Annotated in this window: 18 protein-coding genes; 10 read left to right on the top strand and 8 right to left on the bottom strand. The window is 47.8% G+C overall.

What is annotated here, in order from left to right; translation table 11 throughout:
• Positions 1 to 24: 24 nt before the first annotated feature.
• From B5Z18_RS23725 to map, 4 genes are all read left to right on the top strand, one after another.
• The gene (locus B5Z18_RS23725; protein ID WP_235016003.1) at positions 25 to 636 is read left to right on the top strand and encodes an NADAR family protein; all 612 of its coding nucleotides are present in this window, start codon (positions 25 to 27) and stop codon (positions 634 to 636) included.
• A 1-nt stretch (position 637) separates the two neighbouring features.
• Positions 638 to 1,168: an RNA 2'-phosphotransferase gene (locus B5Z18_RS23720; protein WP_079472015.1), complete on the top strand. Its 531-nt coding sequence runs from the start codon at positions 638 to 640 to the stop codon at positions 1,166 to 1,168.
• 78 nt (positions 1,169 to 1,246) lie between these two features.
• Positions 1,247 to 1,678 carry a preQ(1) synthase gene (locus B5Z18_RS23715; protein ID WP_079472014.1) on the top strand — a complete coding sequence of 144 codons (432 nt, stop codon included), beginning with the start codon at positions 1,247 to 1,249 and terminating at the stop codon, positions 1,676 to 1,678.
• A 77-nt stretch (positions 1,679 to 1,755) separates the two neighbouring features.
• Positions 1,756 to 2,520 carry a type I methionyl aminopeptidase gene (gene map / locus B5Z18_RS23710; RefSeq protein WP_079472013.1) on the top strand — a complete coding sequence of 255 codons (765 nt, stop codon included), beginning with the start codon at positions 1,756 to 1,758 and terminating at the stop codon, positions 2,518 to 2,520.
• 2 nt (positions 2,521 to 2,522) lie between these two features.
• Here the strand turns inward: map and B5Z18_RS23705 are convergent, their stop codons facing one another.
• A complete protein-coding gene (locus B5Z18_RS23705; RefSeq protein ID WP_079472012.1) occupies positions 2,523 to 3,554 on the bottom strand; it encodes a sialidase family protein in 1,032 nt (343 codons plus the stop codon).
• A 78-nt stretch (positions 3,555 to 3,632) separates the two neighbouring features.
• On the opposite strand from B5Z18_RS23705, the gene B5Z18_RS23700 reads away from it, so the two are divergent.
• Complete coding sequence (locus B5Z18_RS23700; protein WP_079472011.1) at positions 3,633 to 4,805, top strand: THUMP domain-containing class I SAM-dependent RNA methyltransferase; 1,173 nt, start codon at positions 3,633 to 3,635, stop codon at positions 4,803 to 4,805.
• Positions 4,806 to 4,895: 90 nt separating this feature from the next.
• Here the strand turns inward: B5Z18_RS23700 and B5Z18_RS23695 are convergent, their stop codons facing one another.
• Entirely contained in the window at positions 4,896 to 5,369 is a 474-nt protein-coding gene (locus B5Z18_RS23695) for an Lrp/AsnC ligand binding domain-containing protein (protein ID WP_079472010.1), read from the bottom strand.
• Between the two features lie 166 nt (positions 5,370 to 5,535).
• Between B5Z18_RS23695 and B5Z18_RS23690 the strand changes: the two genes are divergently transcribed.
• Positions 5,536 to 6,408 (top strand): class I SAM-dependent methyltransferase, encoded by an 873-nt coding sequence (locus B5Z18_RS23690; RefSeq protein ID WP_079472009.1) that lies wholly within the window; start codon positions 5,536 to 5,538, stop codon positions 6,406 to 6,408.
• A 4-nt stretch (positions 6,409 to 6,412) separates the two neighbouring features.
• On the opposite strand, the gene B5Z18_RS23685 is transcribed toward B5Z18_RS23690, so the two are convergent.
• Positions 6,413 to 6,832: a response regulator gene (locus B5Z18_RS23685; protein ID WP_159454406.1), complete on the bottom strand. Its 420-nt coding sequence runs from the start codon at positions 6,830 to 6,832 to the stop codon at positions 6,413 to 6,415.
• A 143-nt stretch (positions 6,833 to 6,975) separates the two neighbouring features.
• Between B5Z18_RS23685 and B5Z18_RS23680 the strand changes: the two genes are divergently transcribed.
• Positions 6,976 to 7,620 carry a DUF4136 domain-containing protein gene (locus B5Z18_RS23680; protein WP_079472007.1) on the top strand — a complete coding sequence of 215 codons (645 nt, stop codon included), beginning with the start codon at positions 6,976 to 6,978 and terminating at the stop codon, positions 7,618 to 7,620.
• On the opposite strand, the gene B5Z18_RS23675 is transcribed toward B5Z18_RS23680, so the two are convergent.
• Positions 7,621 to 8,058 (bottom strand): nuclear transport factor 2 family protein, encoded by a 438-nt coding sequence (locus B5Z18_RS23675; protein ID WP_079472006.1) that lies wholly within the window; start codon positions 8,056 to 8,058, stop codon positions 7,621 to 7,623.
• Between the two features lie 96 nt (positions 8,059 to 8,154).
• Here B5Z18_RS23675 and B5Z18_RS23670 point away from each other — a divergent pair, with 96 nt between their 5' ends.
• The gene (locus B5Z18_RS23670) at positions 8,155 to 8,382 is read left to right on the top strand and encodes a DUF3820 family protein (RefSeq protein WP_079472005.1); all 228 of its coding nucleotides are present in this window, start codon (positions 8,155 to 8,157) and stop codon (positions 8,380 to 8,382) included.
• Between the two features lie 72 nt (positions 8,383 to 8,454).
• Here B5Z18_RS23670 and B5Z18_RS23665 read toward each other — a convergent pair whose 3' ends face one another.
• Positions 8,455 to 8,928: a bactofilin family protein gene (locus B5Z18_RS23665; protein ID WP_227024540.1), complete on the bottom strand. Its 474-nt coding sequence runs from the start codon at positions 8,926 to 8,928 to the stop codon at positions 8,455 to 8,457.
• A gap of 9 nt (positions 8,929 to 8,937) precedes the next feature.
• The gene (locus tag B5Z18_RS23660) at positions 8,938 to 10,008 is read right to left on the bottom strand and encodes a ParM/StbA family protein (RefSeq protein ID WP_079472003.1); all 1,071 of its coding nucleotides are present in this window, start codon (positions 10,006 to 10,008) and stop codon (positions 8,938 to 8,940) included.
• 274 nt (positions 10,009 to 10,282) lie between these two features.
• Here B5Z18_RS23660 and B5Z18_RS23655 point away from each other — a divergent pair, with 274 nt between their 5' ends.
• Positions 10,283 to 10,645: a hypothetical protein gene (locus tag B5Z18_RS23655; RefSeq protein ID WP_143313672.1), complete on the top strand. Its 363-nt coding sequence runs from the start codon at positions 10,283 to 10,285 to the stop codon at positions 10,643 to 10,645.
• A 68-nt stretch (positions 10,646 to 10,713) separates the two neighbouring features.
• Entirely contained in the window at positions 10,714 to 12,573 is a 1,860-nt protein-coding gene (locus tag B5Z18_RS23650) for a M1 family metallopeptidase (protein ID WP_079472001.1), read from the top strand.
• Positions 12,574 to 12,577: 4 nt separating this feature from the next.
• On the opposite strand, the gene B5Z18_RS23645 is transcribed toward B5Z18_RS23650, so the two are convergent.
• Together B5Z18_RS23645 and B5Z18_RS23640 are read right to left on the bottom strand one after the other, a co-directional pair.
• Complete coding sequence (locus tag B5Z18_RS23645; protein WP_079472000.1) at positions 12,578 to 13,603, bottom strand: DUF4249 family protein; 1,026 nt, start codon at positions 13,601 to 13,603, stop codon at positions 12,578 to 12,580.
• Positions 13,604 to 13,605: 2 nt separating this feature from the next.
• Positions 13,606 to 16,212, bottom strand: a complete 2,607-nt coding sequence (locus tag B5Z18_RS23640) for a TonB-dependent receptor (RefSeq protein WP_159454404.1) — start codon at positions 16,210 to 16,212, stop codon at positions 13,606 to 13,608.
• Between the last annotated feature and the right edge of the window lie 2 nt (positions 16,213 to 16,214).

Below are 16,214 nucleotides of genomic sequence, written 5' to 3'. Positions count from 1 at the left end.
GCCCCGGTGAAAAACTAAAACAACATGAACAAGAACAAAAGAATGGCCATCGCCCACGAAACACTGGATATCAACATAAATTCGCTTACAATGAAGTACGATAACAACTGGCTGATCGCAAAGTATCAGTCCAAAGAAAAAATAAAATTCATCTTCTTCTGGGGACACAAGCCATCTGCAGATGGCAGCGTTACCCAAAGCTGTTTCAGCCAGTGGTGGCATGCTCCTTTCACCGTGGACGGCATCACTTATAAAACGGCGGAACACTGGATGATGGCAGGAAAAGCCAGGCTGTTCAATGATGATGTTACCCTGCAGAAGATCCTGCTGGTGAACACGCCCGATGAAGCTAAAAAGCTCGGCAGACAAGTAAAGAACTTCGATGCCGCAGCCTGGGACACGAATAAATTTGACCTGGTAGTGAATGGAAATCTTCATAAGTTTTCACAGCACCCGGCATTAAAAACTTTTTTACTCAATACACATGACCGTATTTTAGTAGAAGCCAGTCCGATGGACCGTATATGGGGTATTGGTATGGCGGCTTCCAACGAACATGTGGAAAATCCCCTGCAGTGGCGCGGTCATAACCTGCTCGGTTATGCGCTCATGGTAGTGCGGGATCAACTTAAATAATATGAACAACAAATCAATCAGTAAACTACTGAGCTTTATTCTCCGGCATAGCCCGGATACCATACAACTCACGCTCGATGCCCACGGCTGGGCAGATGTGAACACGCTGTTGCAGCAATGCAGGGCAAACGGACATCATTTCACGATGGAAGAACTGGAAACAGTAGTGGCAGAAAATGATAAGCAACGTTTTTCTTTCAATGAAAACAAAACAATGATCCGCGCCAACCAGGGACATTCCCTGGAAGTATCGCTGAACCTGCCGCCGGCCACACCGCCGGAATTCCTCTACCACGGCACCGTGGCGAGGTTTATGGAACAGATCCGCAAAACCGGTTTACAGAAAATGAACCGGCAACATGTACATCTTACAGACGACAGGGCCACAGCAGAAAAAGTAGGCAGCAGGAGGGGAGTACCACACATCCTTACCATCCGCAGCGGCGACATGCACCGGAGTGGCATGCTGTTTTACCTGTCCGATAACGGCGTATGGCTTACGGATGAAGTGCCTGTAAAGTATATTCAATAAATCTTATCTTGTGAAGATGTACAAGTGAATTGATCCGGAGAAATATTACTTTGCGCCACGTTAATAACATAAGCCTATATGTCTAAAAAGCTCTATCAACACATTGATAAAACAATCCTGAAAGGATTACCAAATCCCTCAAAGGAAAAATATGAGATGAAGATAAAGGTGCCGGAGTTTACTTTCCTGGGCGTGCAGGAGCAGCCCGATTTTGCCAAACTCTACATCACTTTCTATCCAAAAAATAAGATCATTGAGTTGAAGTCGCTGAAGCATTATGTATATCATTTGCGTGATATCATTGTATCGTATGAGCGGCTCATTAATATCATTTATGATCATATGATGGAAGTGTATGAGGCCGATCGTTTGCGTATCACACTCATCTGTAATCCCAGGGGTGGTATCAGTTCCAAGCTGGTAATTGATTCCGACTGGAAAGACAGAGGCGGTACGGAACGTTTCAGGGATTATCCGGAGCGGGATGATGAGTGGGGCATCCTCATGTAATTGTTAAAACAATCTGACGACGCCCGCATAACTTGCGGGCTTTGTTTTTTTATCAGTATTTTTAAAGAAAAATAACTATGTCTATAACTACAGAAGCGGAACTCGATGGCATGAAAAGAGTGAGTGAAGCAGTAGCCGTTACGCTGAAGGAAATGAGGAATTATGCCAGACCGGGTATGACAGCAAAAGAAATAGATGAATATGGTGGAGAGATATTAAACGCATTAGGCGCTAAGTCGGCCCCAAAGCTCACCTATGGCTTCCCGGGCTGGACCTGTATCAGCGTGAACAATGAAATTGCGCATGGCATTCCATCCGGCAAAAAAATACTGCAGGAAGGCGATCTCGTGAACATCGATGTATCTGCAGAGCTGAATGGCTACTGGTCAGATAATGGCGGCTCCTTTGTGCTGGGTGAAGACATCCATCAGCACCAGGCGCTGGTGAGCGCTTCGAAAGCAATTCTTTATAAGGCTATCCAGTATATCAAAGGAGGCACACGCGTGGCAGACGTTGGCAAGCTGATTGAAACCGAGGCGCGCAAATCAGGTTACACCGTAATCCGCAACCTCGCCGGACATGGCGTTGGCCGTAGTCTCCACGAATCGCCGGATGATATCCTCAACTGTTATGTCCGTTTTAACCGCACCCGTTTTAAAAAGAATTCTGTAGTGGCAATAGAAACCTTTATTTCCACCATCTCCTCTTTTGCCAATCAAAGCAATGATGGCTGGACACTGGTGGGCAACAAGGGCGGCTTTGTTGCGCAACACGAACACACCATCGTGGTAACCGACCACGAACCGGTGATCCTCACGGCTGCCAATGAAATCTGGAACTAAGTTTATTTCAATTGTAAGGTTACTGCGCGGATATTTTTCCGGTCGTCGGTATATGTGATATGCACTAAACCATCTGCGGTGGCGATTATGGCGGGATAGCTGTATTCGCCGCCTGCACGCTTCTCCAGCTGATACACATCTTTCCAGCTGATGCCGTCTTTTGAAACGGCCACCCGCAACTCATTGCGGCCATCTGACCAGTCGCTTCCGCCTTTTGTTGGATTATATACCAATGCCATTGCGCCATTGGGAAGGGTTACTGCATCAATGCCTGAATTGGGATTGGGCAGCTTCAGCGCGGTAACAGGTGTCCAGCTGGCGCCGTGGTCTTTCGACCAACTCGTGGCTATCACATGCTGGCGGCTGCGGAACAGCAGCTGGAGCCGGCCGTCGCGGTGCGTGAGTATGGTAGGTTGTATAACACCAAATGTGTCGCAGTCGATAGCTACCTTTTGCCATTGATGCCCGGTGCTGTCGCTGATCTCCATATGAGATACCCACTGATTGCCTTTCACACTCTCTGTGCTGGAAGGGTGCAGCAGGCGTCCATCCGGGAGCTGTATACATTTATTTTTGATAGGGCCCAACATGCCATCCGGTAGTTTTTCCGGAGATGACCAACTGCTGCCGTCATCACTGCTGTAGCGGGCCATGCCCCACCACTCCCGTGGATTGGGACCTACTTTATAAAACAGGCAAAGCAACCCGGCCCTGGTACGGAACAGTACCGGGTTCCAGCAGGGATAGCGAAGCGTGTCGTTAATGATACCATCCGCCAGCTTCACAGGCGCCTGCCATTTGCCGGCAGTAAAGCGCGACGACCAGATCTCTACATTTTTACTTCCTTCCTCTTCGCCGCCAAACCAGGCGCTGAGCAAATCTCCGGAAGACAACGCCGTAATGGTAGACGCATGACTGGAAGGCGTAACCGGCACCGGCATAATGAGTTCATTACGCACAGGCAGTGCTTTTGTTTGCGCCTTCGCCGGGAAATACAGAACCGCCGGCAATAACAAAGAGAGATAAAAACGCATAGGTGCTGAAGTATGTTTGAACTGTTAAAATAAGGAATGCACGGGGATTATCATAAAGATTGGTAAATTTGCGGCCTTATGTCATTATATACAACAAAGGGAACCGTTACCATCACCTGTAACAAACGCCTGACGCCTTACCTGGAGCAGGAAGTAAAAGATCTGGGTTTTACTGTAGACGAAACATTCGTTACCGGTGTGCGGTTGAATGCCTCTCTCAATGAGTGTATCCGCCTTAACCTGAACCTGCGTTGCGGCAGCCAGGTGCTGTACAGCCTGAAACAATTTGAAGCAACCGACGGCGATGAAATATACAATCAGCTGAAATCCTACCCCTGGGAAACCATTCTCCCGGAAGATGGTTACTTCTCCATTACCAGCAATGTGCAGAATGAAACGATCAACAACAGCATGTTTGCCAACCTGAGAGTGAAGGATGCAGTGGTGGACCGTATGCGCGAAAAAACAGGCAAGCGCCCTTCTACCGGTGCAGAGCTTACCGGTGCAGTAATCCACCTGTTCTGGAAAAATGAAAATGCAGAAATATTTGTAGATACCACCGGCGATTCCCTCGCACGGCACGGATACCGTAAAATACCCGGCCGTGCTCCCATGCTGGAAGCATTGGCGGCATCTACCATCCTGGCTTCCCGCTGGGATCGTAAAGCGCCTTTCATCAATCCCATGTGCGGGTCCGGCACCGTTGCCATTGAAGCGGCATTAATAGCCACCAACAGCCGCCCCGGTCTTTTCCGCGATAACTACGCCTTTATGCACCTGCGTGGCTTTGATGAAAACGTATACCTCGATGAAAGAGGATTGCTGGAAAAACAGATCGTGGAAGTGCCGGAGCTGCGCATTATCGCTACCGATCTGAGTGAGATGGCAATTGTAAACGCCCGTAAAAATGCAAAGGCCGCCGGCGTGGAAGATATGATTGAGTTCCGCGTATGCGATTTCGCCAGCACAGAAGTGCCGGAAGGCGCTGCCGGCGTGGTATACATGAACCCGGAATATGGATTGCGTCTTGGAGAAATTGAAGCGCTGGAAGAAACGTATGGCCGTATCGGTGATTTCATGAAACAACAATGCGGTGGCTATTTTGGATACGTGTTCACCGGTAACCTTGAACTGGCAAAGAAGATTGGCCTCAAAGCCAAACGCAGGATAGAGTTTTATAACAGCACCATCGATTGCCGCCTGCTGGAATACGAGCTGTATGCCGGTACCCGCGATGCACGTAAATTATAAATCATCGTTCCGGCATTTCGTTTAGCCGTTAACGAAAGACATAAAAAAAACGCTGCTCACAGAACAGCGTTTTTTTTATGTCTTTTATAATCACACTACTTCACTGACATTAATAGGTCTTGAAAAACTTTCTTCCAGCGAAATAATTGTTTCTGTTCTTTCTATTCCCTTAATATGCTGCAGATCGTCCTGCAATATTTTGCGCAGCTCCCCGCTGTCCTTGCAAATGATTTCCGCAAACATGCTGTAAGAACCGGTGGTATAGTTCAGTCTTACGATCTGCGGAATCTTTAATAACTGCTTGGCTACGTTTTCATACAGGGAACTTTTCTCCAGGTAAATACCAATAAAGGCCAATACATCATACCCGATAGCCCGCAGGTTTACCTGTAAACGGGTGCCTTTAATCACACCCATTTCATGCAGTTTTTTGATGCGTACATGAATAGTACCACCGGATACAAAGAGCTTCTTACCTAACTCTGCATAAGAGATACCGGCGTCGGTTGACATTTCCGAAATGATCTGTAAGTCTAATTTGTCAATATTTAATGGCTGACTCATTTTGGTGATACGATTTAGATTTTTTTCTAAAAATAGGTATTATTTTGAAATAATCGCAAAAATTATCGATCCGGTCGTGCCGCCTGACTACCAGGTACGGGGTGGGGCCAAAACGATATTCGTATTTTTTGATTAAATTAAAGGGGGAGTTCATAAAACACCATCCATGAAGGAAGACGTCACGAGTAGAACCGCGCAATATATGGCCTTATTCCGGGCGCTGGAAACCACCCGTTCCCGGGACCGGCGCCTGTTCACCGACAAATTCGCCTCCTGGTTTCTTGACAGCAGGCTGAAAATAGGCGTATGGCTTTGCCGGATACCAGGCTGGAGGTCTTTCGCGGAGTGGATTATCCGGAAGAAGATCCCGGGCGCCTTATCTTCCGGTATTGCCCGTACAAAGTATATAGATGACCTGTTGTTGCAGGCGGTTGATAAAGGCGCGCAGCAGGTGTATATCCTCGGCGCCGGTTTTGATACGCGCGGATTGCGTTTACCTTTTCTTCGTCAACTTAAAGTAGTGGAAATCGATCATCCCAATACCGCTGCCTATAAGCTGTCGAAATTACGCGCACATAAGCTGCCGGCCAAAGTATATTATTACCAGATAGACTTTAACCGGCAAAGCCTTGATCAGCTGAGCGCACTGAATAACTTTGATTTTACCGTGCCCACCGCCATTATCTGGGAGGGCGTAACCAATTACCTCAACAAAGAAGCCATCGACAGCACCTTCGCATTTTTGCAACGCTTTGAACCCGGTTCCAGGGTCATTTTTACCTATGTACACCAGGCCGTGCTGGACAACCCTGCCGCATTTTATGGTGGCGAAAAACTGCTTAAAGACGTAGCGGAGCTGGAGGAACGGTGGACGTTTGGCTTTGAACCGGCTGCATTACCCGCTTACCTGCACCAGTATAACTTTCATCTGCTGGAGGATCTGGGTGCCAGCGAATACCGGAAACACTATTTACCCGGCCGGTCGGAAAAAGGATATGAGTTTTACAGGGTAGCCTGTGCAGAACGCGTAGGAGAGTAGACGCTTACACCTTTGCATATAAATCCAGCTTTTCCTGCAGCAACCGGCATAACTCATTGAAACGGGCAGGCTTGGTGATAAAATCCACTGCACCCAGTGATTTCGCCCTGGCTATTTCATGCTTCTCATCACTGGTAGAAAACATGATCACCGGAATATGCTCCAGGTGAGGCGTAGCTTTTATTTTTTCGAGGAAAGCAAAACCGTTCATTAACGGCATATTCATATCTACGAATATAATGTCCGGCATAATAGTCCGGGTATGGAGCAGATCAAACGCTTCCTGGCCGTTACCGGCTGCGGTAAAGGTAATTTCTTCCCTGATGGTGCCAAGCGCCAGTTTGAAAAATTCCTGGTCATCCTCATCATCATCCACCATTAACAGGGTCGTTAATTCCCGGTTATTATCTGAGTTCATATTCATGTTATGCTGGCATATAAATGTACACCTTATTACACTCATACTGCCGGGATTGTTAAAACCGGATTGTCATTTTTTTGGCGTAAACTTTTTACAGGGTGTCTTGTTGTTCTATTGCAGCCTATGGGCGCATAAAAACAAATTTTATGAAAGCGATCATCACATCCATGCTGGTTGGCATGGTGCTATTATTGGGCGCATGTGGTACCACCGTACACATGACAGGAGCCTGGAAAGCGCCGGAAGCTCCTGTGGAAGGGTATCATAATATGTTGGTGGCCTCCCTGACCTCAAACGTGGGGGCGCAGCAGGTAGTGGAAACCCAGATGGCGGCCGCCCTTCAGAAACGCGGCATTGTAGCCGGAAAGGGCCTGGACCTGTTTCCACCTAAATTCAACCCCTTAACAGACCAGGATAAAAGCGCTGCCACGCAGAAAATGCTGGATGCGGGGTATACTGCCGTGTTAACCACCTCGTTGGTGAATAAGGAATCCCAAACCAGGTATGTACCAGGTTCCGTTTCCTATGCTCCTTACCCTGCATACGGCTGGTATGGCCGGTTCTGGGGGTATTATGGTTATATGTACGGATCGGTGTATTCTCCGGGCTATTATACTACCGATAAAAGATACTTCCTGGAAAGTAACCTGTACGACCTGAAACAGGACGGCAAACTGGTATGGTCCGGTCAATCTGAAACCTACAATCCCAACAGCCTGGAATCATTTGCCAAAGCCTTTGCCACCCAGGTATCTGATGCGCTGGAGAATGGAGGATTATTGAAAAGATGATCAGTGACGGTTATCGTAATAGGTGTTGTCTTTCTCTATTTTTCCATCATCTATGGTGAACACCGTACAGATGGGCAGGCGCCACTTTTTGCCATCAGGGCCGGTGGCGGAGGAAATAAATTCTACAGTAATGTGGTTTTTATCGGCATATACATTCACCACTTCATCATGAATGTCGGGGAATAGCTGTTGCAGCTCCCTGTATTTTTGAGCGGTTTGTTCCCGGGTACGTAGTACAGGTTCCGGGCCAAAGGAAGGGTCCAGGAAAGTAGCGGTATCCTTGTAACAGGCCGCCAGCTTTTGCCAGTCGTGTGCATTGAAAGCCTCAAAGAGATCCTTTACTACCAGGGTGTTGGAATTAGCCAGGCTGATTTTAGCCCCGGGCTGTACACATCCTGCAAAAGAAAGCGCCAGTAACAGTATCAGGGAAATTTTCATGCATGATTATGTTTGAGACTATTACAAATTACGAAGAAGCGTGGGAAAATGGATTTATAATTTTAATTTGCCGGCTTAATTATAAATCAGTTTTTTATGGAGATGTCACAGCCCGATCCGGAAATGTTGCAGCAACTGGTAGTGATGAAAATGCCGTTTGGAAAGTATAAAGATGTGGTGCTCTGCGACCTGCCGGTAAGTTACCTGGAGTGGTTCCAGCGGAAAGGCTTCCCGAAAGGCAAACTGGGGATGCTCCTCGAAACCATGCTGGTGATAAAAATGAACGGTCTTACCCAGTTACTTACTCCTCTGAAAAAGAAGTAGCAATAAAAAGCGGTTGTTGCCATCAAAGGAAACAACCGCCCGAACGAGGTATAAAACTGGCAGTAGTATTTGTCAGAACCAGCTGGTGTTCTTTTCTTCTTCTTCATGACCGCCGGTTTCAGCATCTACCGCGGCAGACACCTTGATTTCCTCCGCAACCGGGGTATGACTAAGATCGGCTTTCAGAACAGGCTGCACGTTTTTACGGATAGCGCCTTCCACCACAGCGCCTTCTTCTATTTCCAGCACCATCGCGTTTACATCGCCTTTTACCAGCGCTTTATTGCTGATATGGGCCTTGTTGGTAATGTACACATCGCCATACACTTTCCCGTGTACCACCAGGTCGGCAGCATATATATGGCCACGGATGCTCGCTGTTTCACTAACCACCAGCTTGCCGCTGGTTTTTACATCGCCTCTTACGTTCCCGTCAATACGACCGGAAACAGAAGCATCTATACTACCGTTCACGGAGACTGTTTTTGGGATACGAAAGGCTCCGGGAACAATTATATTTCGGAAAATATGTCTGACATTGATCACAAGGATAAATTAGAGGGTGATGGGATTAGGTGTAGCGGGAGAATGCTGTGCTACATCTTCAAAAGTAGACACAATAGAACTGGAATTACCCAGGTCAAGCCCCACGCTTCTTTGAGGTTTATTATCTGATATTCTCAATGAATTATAAAGATAACCGATACTCATGAGCTTTTCTGGTTCAGGAGCAACTTCTACCGGGATAAAATCACGGAACTCTTCTACAAAAGCATCTGTCAGTTCACGATAGTGAGCGCCACCGCCCATCAGGTAAATCTTTTCACAGGTTTCAAAATCCAGGTCCGTAAAATAACTGCGCATCAGGGGAGAAACCACTTCGCGGTAATACTGCGTAAGCACACCTTTACGCATGTCGCGCAGATCGATCCGTTTGCGGTTGGTGAAAATAGAACCTTTCATGAAAGCATCATCCACCTGGTGTTCGTTCTTCATTTCCAGGTAGTGTTTCTGGTTCAGCTCACGGGTAAGATTGTTAATGGCATAACGGATACCGTGGGAACTGAAGCAGGTACGGTGAACCAACCCATCGCCGGTGGCCATGCCGCCTTCAATGGTACCAAACCCAAAACTGATGGCAATGAAGTTGTCCAGCTGCGGTTCATTGATACTTTTCTTTAACCCGATGATACCACCTACGATTTCAGGGATCACTTCATACTTCTCAATATCAAACATCGCTTTCTTGAAAGAACCTTTGGTATTGTAAGTCTGCGTATCGTAATCAATCAGGAAATGACGTTTACTCAAAAACTGCTCTGCAGCGTTTTTGTAAATATTGTAAGTAGAGAAGGGGAACCCAACGGTAAGGGCAATGGGTTGTTGTACTTTATCAATGGTGTTCAGCAAAGCAGCTTTAAACAGTATTTCATAATCCTCTTCTGTGGGCGACGCATTGGTAACTCTGCCGGGATTGATCCCACCTCTTTTGGCCAGGTTGCCTACCAGGTACCAGGCTTCATCCTTTTTAATTTTTAGTCCGTTGAGAAGATCCTTACTTGAATTTTCTGTGTTTCCGAATGCGGTTTCAAAAACGCTTGGGAAGCTGGTTGTTGATACTTTCATAGTGCTTTGTTATAATAACGAATGTAGCCGTGACTCTCCGTTGAGGGAGGGTTTTCATCGGGATTGAAATAGCGGTTAAAGATATAAAATATTAGAATAAGGGGATGACAACCAGTGAATTTATGCTAAATTTAATACAGCGATGTTACATTTCAAAATGTATCATCACCGGTAAATGCAGCACATAGCGTTCCCTGCTGATAATAAACACCCCGGCTTTACCGTTTTAAAAGATGTCCCCCCTCTGCCTGTATTCATTCTTATTTTCATTTGTATGAAGTACCTCGTATTGGCTGCCGGTATTTGTTTATGGGCCTGTCATTCCTCCCGGAAGGTGTACCAGGCGCCCGCAGTGGGAGCGGAGGCCCAGTTTGAACGGGGACTCCGGCCGGAGAAACACCCTAAATATCTCTTTGATAAAAAAACAATGAATGATATGCAGAAGCAGGGGTCTGTAAGCGCTTACTCCCCCAAACGCCGCAATACGGCGCCCACTATTCCGTTGCCCGGGAAAGGAGCCAACGGGAAAGACAGTACGAATTCAGCCACCGACAGTTTGCATACTAACCCATCAGATAGTTTGCGTATCCCGACAGATTCTGTTAAAGCGCCGGTGGATACCACCCATATCCCATAGCATTTCCTTCTGCCACGCCATTTCCGGGTAATTCCCTACTTTTGATGCCACCGCTTTTATATAGCTTTATGAGGAAATATTGCATTTTATGGTTGCTGCTGGCAGCGTTTCAGCAGGCTACCGCCCAAGCCCCTTTGTATATGCCGCTGACCATCAAAAAGGCATACAACAATCAAACCCGCAGCTACAGCGGCGCCCCGGGCGCCAGGTACTGGCAGAACAAAGCAGGATACGATATTAAAGTGGCCTTCAACCCGGCAACAAACGAGGTATCCGGCTCGGAGCAGATCGGCTATACCAACAACAGCCCCGATACATTAAGAGCCGTTAACTTTAAACTGTTTCCCAACCTCTTCCAGAAAGGAGCCGTGAGAAATATGGCGGTTTCCCCGGAAGACCTTACCAATGGCGTAGTTATAAAGAACATGAAGGTAAACGGCGAAGCCAAACCATTGCCGGTTACCATCCGCGGCACCAATATGCCGGTATCCATCCCTGATCTTTACCCGGGGCAGTCGGTACAGTTTAACCTCGACTTTTCCTACACCCTGAACGAAAACACGCACATCAGAACCGGCGTAGTGGACTCCGGCGCTTATTTCATCGCCTACTTCTTTCCACGCATTGCGGTATACGACGATATCAACGGATGGGACCAGATCCCTTACATGGGTACGCAGGAGTTTTACAACGACTTCAGCGATTTTCGTGTAGCCATCACAGTGCCCGGCAACTACCAGGTATGGGCTACCGGCGATCTGAAAAATACCGCCGCCGTATACAACGATAAATATGTGCAACGCATTGCTGCCGCAGAAAAGAGCAACGATATCATCGCGGTGATAGATAGCACCGATATGCGGGAAGGCAACATCACCCGCCGGCGTGGCGCCAATACCTGGCAGTATGAGGCGGCCAACGTCACCGACTTTGCATTTGCCATCAGCAACCACTACTGCTGGAACGCCACCAGCGTAGAAGTAGATGCCGCCACCAAAAGGCGCACCCGCGTGGATGTAGCCTTTAACCCCGCACATGCCGATTTCTTTGATGTAGTACATTACGCCCGTGCCACCGTAGATAAGATGAGCCACCACTTTCCTAAATGGCCGTTCCCGTATTCGCATGAAACGGTATTCGACGGACTGGACCAGATGGAATACCCGATGATGGTAAACGATAACCCGCTGGCCGATAAAGCCCAAACCATCGAGCTAACCGACCACGAAATTTTTCATACACTCTTTCCCTTTTACATGGGCACCAATGAAACGCAATACGCCTGGATGGATGAAGGATGGGCTACTATCGGCGAATGGATCATTTCACCGCTGATCGATAGCTCCATCGTGGATGATTATGGCATGTTGCCTTACAACTACATCGCAGGCAAACAGGCGGACCTGCCCATTATGACGCCCTCCAACCAAACCACGGATGCCTATGTAACCAATTCCTATCCCAAGCCAGCCCTGGGATACCTCTACGTAAAAGATATGCTGGGCGATACCCTTTTCCTGAAAGCGCTGCATTACTATATGTCGCAATGGAACGGTAAACACCCGCAGCCGTACGACTTCTTCTACTGTATGAACACCGGCGCCGGCAGGAACATGGACTGGTTCTGGAAAAGCTGGTTCTTCGACAACGGCTTTCCCGACCTCGGCATCACACGGGTAACACAAAAAGGAAAGCAAGGAACCATCGAGATCACTTCCACCGGAAATAAACCTGTTCCGGTAGATGTAACCATCTACTTTGATGACAACAGCACCGCGAAATTACACCGGAGTATCACGGTATGGGAGAAGGGCAACAAAACAATTTCACTCCTGTTTTCATCTCCCAAAAAAATAAAAAAAGTAACGTTGGGAAGCACCTGGGCAGCAGACATCAACCAACGGGATAACACCTACGAAGTAAAATAGCCGCTTATAGTTTATCGTAATAGAGATAATACAATTTCTGGTAACTACCTCCCACAATACCAAGTCCGCCCTGCGTATTGCTCCTGAGCTGAATGGCCTGTATAAGGCTGTTCAGCCCCGGATTCCGCTTTACCTTTTCATAGGTGAGCAGGAAATCATAATATTCTTTTGAGACAGATTTTACATATACCAGCACCCTTCCTACCGGCGCAATGGCTTCAGCAGGATTGGAGCTGAGGGCGGTGGCATTGATATAAAAATAAGTGGTAAGCGGCTTACCCGATTGTGTAAACAGGATGCTGTTATAGTTTTCATTCAAACCACCAATCTGGTTGTTGTCGGCATTCTCATCCTGTGTATAACAGGGAATCCGGAGATAATCATTGAGGAAGCTGCTGTCTTTTTTAGGATTGCAGCCAGGCAGGTTTTTTACTTTCTGGTAGAGGGAATCGTTTTCGCTCTTCTTATACCGGCGACCCCTATACGAAAAAGTAGTATCCGTGGTAACGCTTTGCTTTACTGCTTCCATTACCAGGTATTGTTTCACACCGGGAATAGGATTCACGGTAAAATGAAAGCGTAACACGGGCCGTCCGTTAAGCAATGTACGAAGGGTATCCTGTAGTTCCACTTTAAAAGGAGGAGGGATAGAAGCCATGGCGGTAACGGTTTTCAGACCGGGCACCATTACCTGTATTTTATAATTTTTACCTGCATCCAGCATGGTTTTACCGCGGTATACACTCATGGCATTGCTGGAATCCTTCATGTACGTAAGTGTTTCCAGCTGTTGCCCGTTTTTATCCAGCAGCTGTACATCTGCATTTTCCACCAGGTCGAAACCGGTGTTGATACCAGGCCCCACCGGCTTGCTTTTACCTACCCGCACTTCCGGTGTGCTGTTAGCCACCAGCTCACTGTACACCACTTCCCTGGGAACGGCATTGTTGGGGGGAAGCGGTAATTCCTGCTCACAGGCCGTTAGCAGCAGCACCATCAAAACCGGGAATAATATAAACAGGTACTTCATGATTAAAATTTGAACGTATAAGTCAGATACGGCAATGTTCTGAATAAACTATATTGATATAACTGTAACGGGTATACGTCACTGTAGTCAAAATAAGAGAACTGGTCAAAGCTCACGATAAAAGGATTCGTGCGGTTATAGATATTATATACACCCGCCGTGATCACATGATGAAAGCGTTTTTCATTGCCCAGGTTTAAGGTAGCGCCGAGATCCAGGTGATGCACCGGGTGCAGGCGGTAATTATTTAACCGGGAAATGTAGGGCAAATAATTTAGCTGGTAGGTGGAGAACGGCGAATAGCGTTCATCCAGGTATCCTTTGATATTACGGCCCCAATCGAAGTCCGGGAATATTTGCACCGGCAGAGTGAAAGGCGCGCCGGAGGCGAACTTCCAGGAAGCAGATAAACTCCATTTCGGATTAAACCGGTACTTGAGCGCCAGGGAAATATTATGGCGGCGGTCTTCCTTATAAGGGAACATCTTTCCGGCATTCAGCCGGTCGAACTGTCGCCAGGCCCACGACAGGGTATAGGAGAAGATCCCGGTCAGCTTGCCCTGTGTTTTCTCCAGCAGCAATTCGCTGCCGTAGTTATAGCCGTTGCCGGCGATCACTTTTTTCTCCCAGAGATCAGAGTTATCAAAGATATTCAGCACCGTGTTGGTGGTAACAATATTTTTCAGTTGTTTATAATAGAGGTTCACGTTAAAGCGCCACTGGTTGCTCCATTGCCGCTGATAAGCAACGCTGTAGGAATAGGCATGCTCCGGTTTAATATTTTCAGTGCTGGGCACCCACAGGTCAGTAGGGAGGTTGAGTACCGGGGTGGTGAGCTGGTGCACAAACTGTGTCATTTCAGCAAACGACGCCTGTACATATTGTGAATGGGGCAGCTTCCACCGCAGCATGAGGCGGGGCTGCAAGCTGGCATAAAAGGAGGAACGCTGCGCCAGTGCCCCGAAATGCAGTCCGGGCCGCACAATCAGCCGGTCGTTCAGCAAGCTGAGTTCATCTTCCGCGTAGGCGGAAAACTCCGACATATAATAAATGGGCGCTTTCCGCTGTGTTGCTTCTCCCGCCGAGATGTTGTTATGATAGGCTGTGGGCGCAAAGTTGTGATAGGTGTATCCGCCGCCGAAGGAAATATGGTGACTGTTGCTCACCGCATATTCCGTTTCATTCCTGATGGCTACGTCCCTGACCCGGGAAACACCTTTTCCTCTTACAAACAGCGAGTCGTAAAAGGAGAGGGGGATGATGGAATTTTGCGTAAAGAGGTTATAAAAACGGCTGTAAGTAGCAGTGGTGCTGGAAAATATTTTTGGATTCACCACACGGGTCCATTTAACAGCAGCGGTAATGTTGCTCCAGTCAAAATTGTAATCATCAAACAGCTGTATAACGGGGTTCTCGCTCCTGATAAACATCTTATCCTGTCCTTTATAGAAGCTCGCATAGATCCTGTTTTTGTTGTCGATAACCTGGTTGAGTTTGAAGTTTACATCGTAGAGATAATACTTGCCATAGTCTTTCAGATAAGCTCTCCCATAGAGGGCATCTACCAATGATCGTCTTACAGACAAAGAAACGGAGCTGCGGTCCTTTACGATGGGGCCTTCCAGCAGGACGCTGCCGGAAACGGGGCTCAGGCTCGCGCTGCCATGCCATTCTTTCATATTCCCGTCTTTTGTACGGATATCCACTACTGAAGAAAGGCGGCCGCCATAGCGGGCCGGGAAGGCATCTTTATAAAGCGACACATCTTTCACAGCGTCTCCGTTAAAGATGGAGAAAAGCCCGAACAGGTGGCCGGTATGATAAAGGGGAACGCCATCCAGGAGATACAGATTCTGGTCCGCGCCGCCACCTCTTACCAGCAGGTTGCTGCTGCTTTCCAGGGAGCTGCCGGTACCGGGATACAGCTGTAATGATTTCAGTACATCTTTTTCCCCCATCAGCGCCGGGAAATTGGATACATATCCAACGGGCATGTTAATGTACCCGGGCTGTGAATTAACGGTTTCCTTTTCGCCGTTTACCACCACCGTTTGCAGCATGCTGCGGGCTTCCATGTGTATGTCCATCTGCCCGTCGTCCGGTGGCGGAAGGTGCTGGAACACGGGTTTGTAGCCGATATGTGAAAACACCACGCCCAGGCAGGTATCCGGTACCTGCAGGCTGTAAAAGCCATAGGCATTGGTTTCGGTTCCTTTCCGGGTAACGGGGTCATATACGGACGCGCCAATGATCAGTTCATTGCTGTTTACTTCTTTTACAAATCCGCTGATGGTATAGTATTGTACCTGGGAAGTTTCGCGGAGCAGGAATATTTTCCCGTTCAGAGCAGCCGCCTGGATGCCGGTACCCTGGAGGATGGCATTCAGTACGTCGCCGGTGGTATGTTCTGTTCCGCTGAGCTGCACTTTTTTATTGAGGTGTAAAAAGCTGGAGCTATAGGAAACGTTGATACCGGTTACTTTCTGGAGATCCTGTATATAAAATAAAATAGTCCCCTGCCGGGAAGCAGGGGTATAGCTTTGATGGAGAATATCCTTTCCGTTGTGCTGTGCCTGCAGGAATTGAAACGGGAACAGCAACAACAGCATGC

The organism is Chitinophaga ginsengisegetis, from assembly GCF_900168065.1.
GTDB classification, from domain to species: Bacteria; Bacteroidota; Bacteroidia; order Chitinophagales; family Chitinophagaceae; genus Chitinophaga; species Chitinophaga ginsengisegetis.
This window is presented reverse-complemented; position numbering and strand designations above follow the sequence as displayed.

Coding starts and splice junctions, on each gene's coding strand:
- B5Z18_RS23725 (WP_235016003.1), top strand. CDS start 25: ATGAACAAGAACAAAAGAATGGCCATCGCCCACGAAACACTGGATATC.
- B5Z18_RS23650 (WP_079472001.1), top strand. CDS start 10,714: ATGAGGAAATATTGCATTTTATGGTTGCTGCTGGCAGCGTTTCAGCAG.
- B5Z18_RS23675 (WP_079472006.1), bottom strand. CDS start 8,058: ATGAAAATTTCCCTGATACTGTTACTGGCGCTTTCTTTTGCAGGATGT.
- B5Z18_RS23660 (WP_079472003.1), bottom strand. CDS start 10,008: ATGAAAGTATCAACAACCAGCTTCCCAAGCGTTTTTGAAACCGCATTC.
- B5Z18_RS23655 (WP_143313672.1), top strand. CDS start 10,283: ATGAAGTACCTCGTATTGGCTGCCGGTATTTGTTTATGGGCCTGTCAT.
- map (WP_079472013.1), top strand. CDS start 1,756: ATGTCTATAACTACAGAAGCGGAACTCGATGGCATGAAAAGAGTGAGT.
- B5Z18_RS23695 (WP_079472010.1), bottom strand. CDS start 5,369: ATGAGTCAGCCATTAAATATTGACAAATTAGACTTACAGATCATTTCG.
- B5Z18_RS23685 (WP_159454406.1), bottom strand. CDS start 6,832: ATGAATATGAACTCAGATAATAACCGGGAATTAACGACCCTGTTAATG.
- B5Z18_RS23700 (WP_079472011.1), top strand. CDS start 3,633: ATGTCATTATATACAACAAAGGGAACCGTTACCATCACCTGTAACAAA.
- B5Z18_RS23720 (WP_079472015.1), top strand. CDS start 638: ATGAACAACAAATCAATCAGTAAACTACTGAGCTTTATTCTCCGGCAT.
- B5Z18_RS23690 (WP_079472009.1), top strand. CDS start 5,536: ATGAAGGAAGACGTCACGAGTAGAACCGCGCAATATATGGCCTTATTC.
- B5Z18_RS23680 (WP_079472007.1), top strand. CDS start 6,976: ATGAAAGCGATCATCACATCCATGCTGGTTGGCATGGTGCTATTATTG.
- B5Z18_RS23670 (WP_079472005.1), top strand. CDS start 8,155: ATGGAGATGTCACAGCCCGATCCGGAAATGTTGCAGCAACTGGTAGTG.
- B5Z18_RS23645 (WP_079472000.1), bottom strand. CDS start 13,603: ATGAAGTACCTGTTTATATTATTCCCGGTTTTGATGGTGCTGCTGCTA.
- B5Z18_RS23640 (WP_159454404.1), bottom strand. CDS start 16,212: ATGCTGTTGTTGCTGTTCCCGTTTCAATTCCTGCAGGCACAGCACAAC.
- B5Z18_RS23715 (WP_079472014.1), top strand. CDS start 1,247: ATGTCTAAAAAGCTCTATCAACACATTGATAAAACAATCCTGAAAGGA.
- B5Z18_RS23705 (WP_079472012.1), bottom strand. CDS start 3,554: ATGCGTTTTTATCTCTCTTTGTTATTGCCGGCGGTTCTGTATTTCCCG.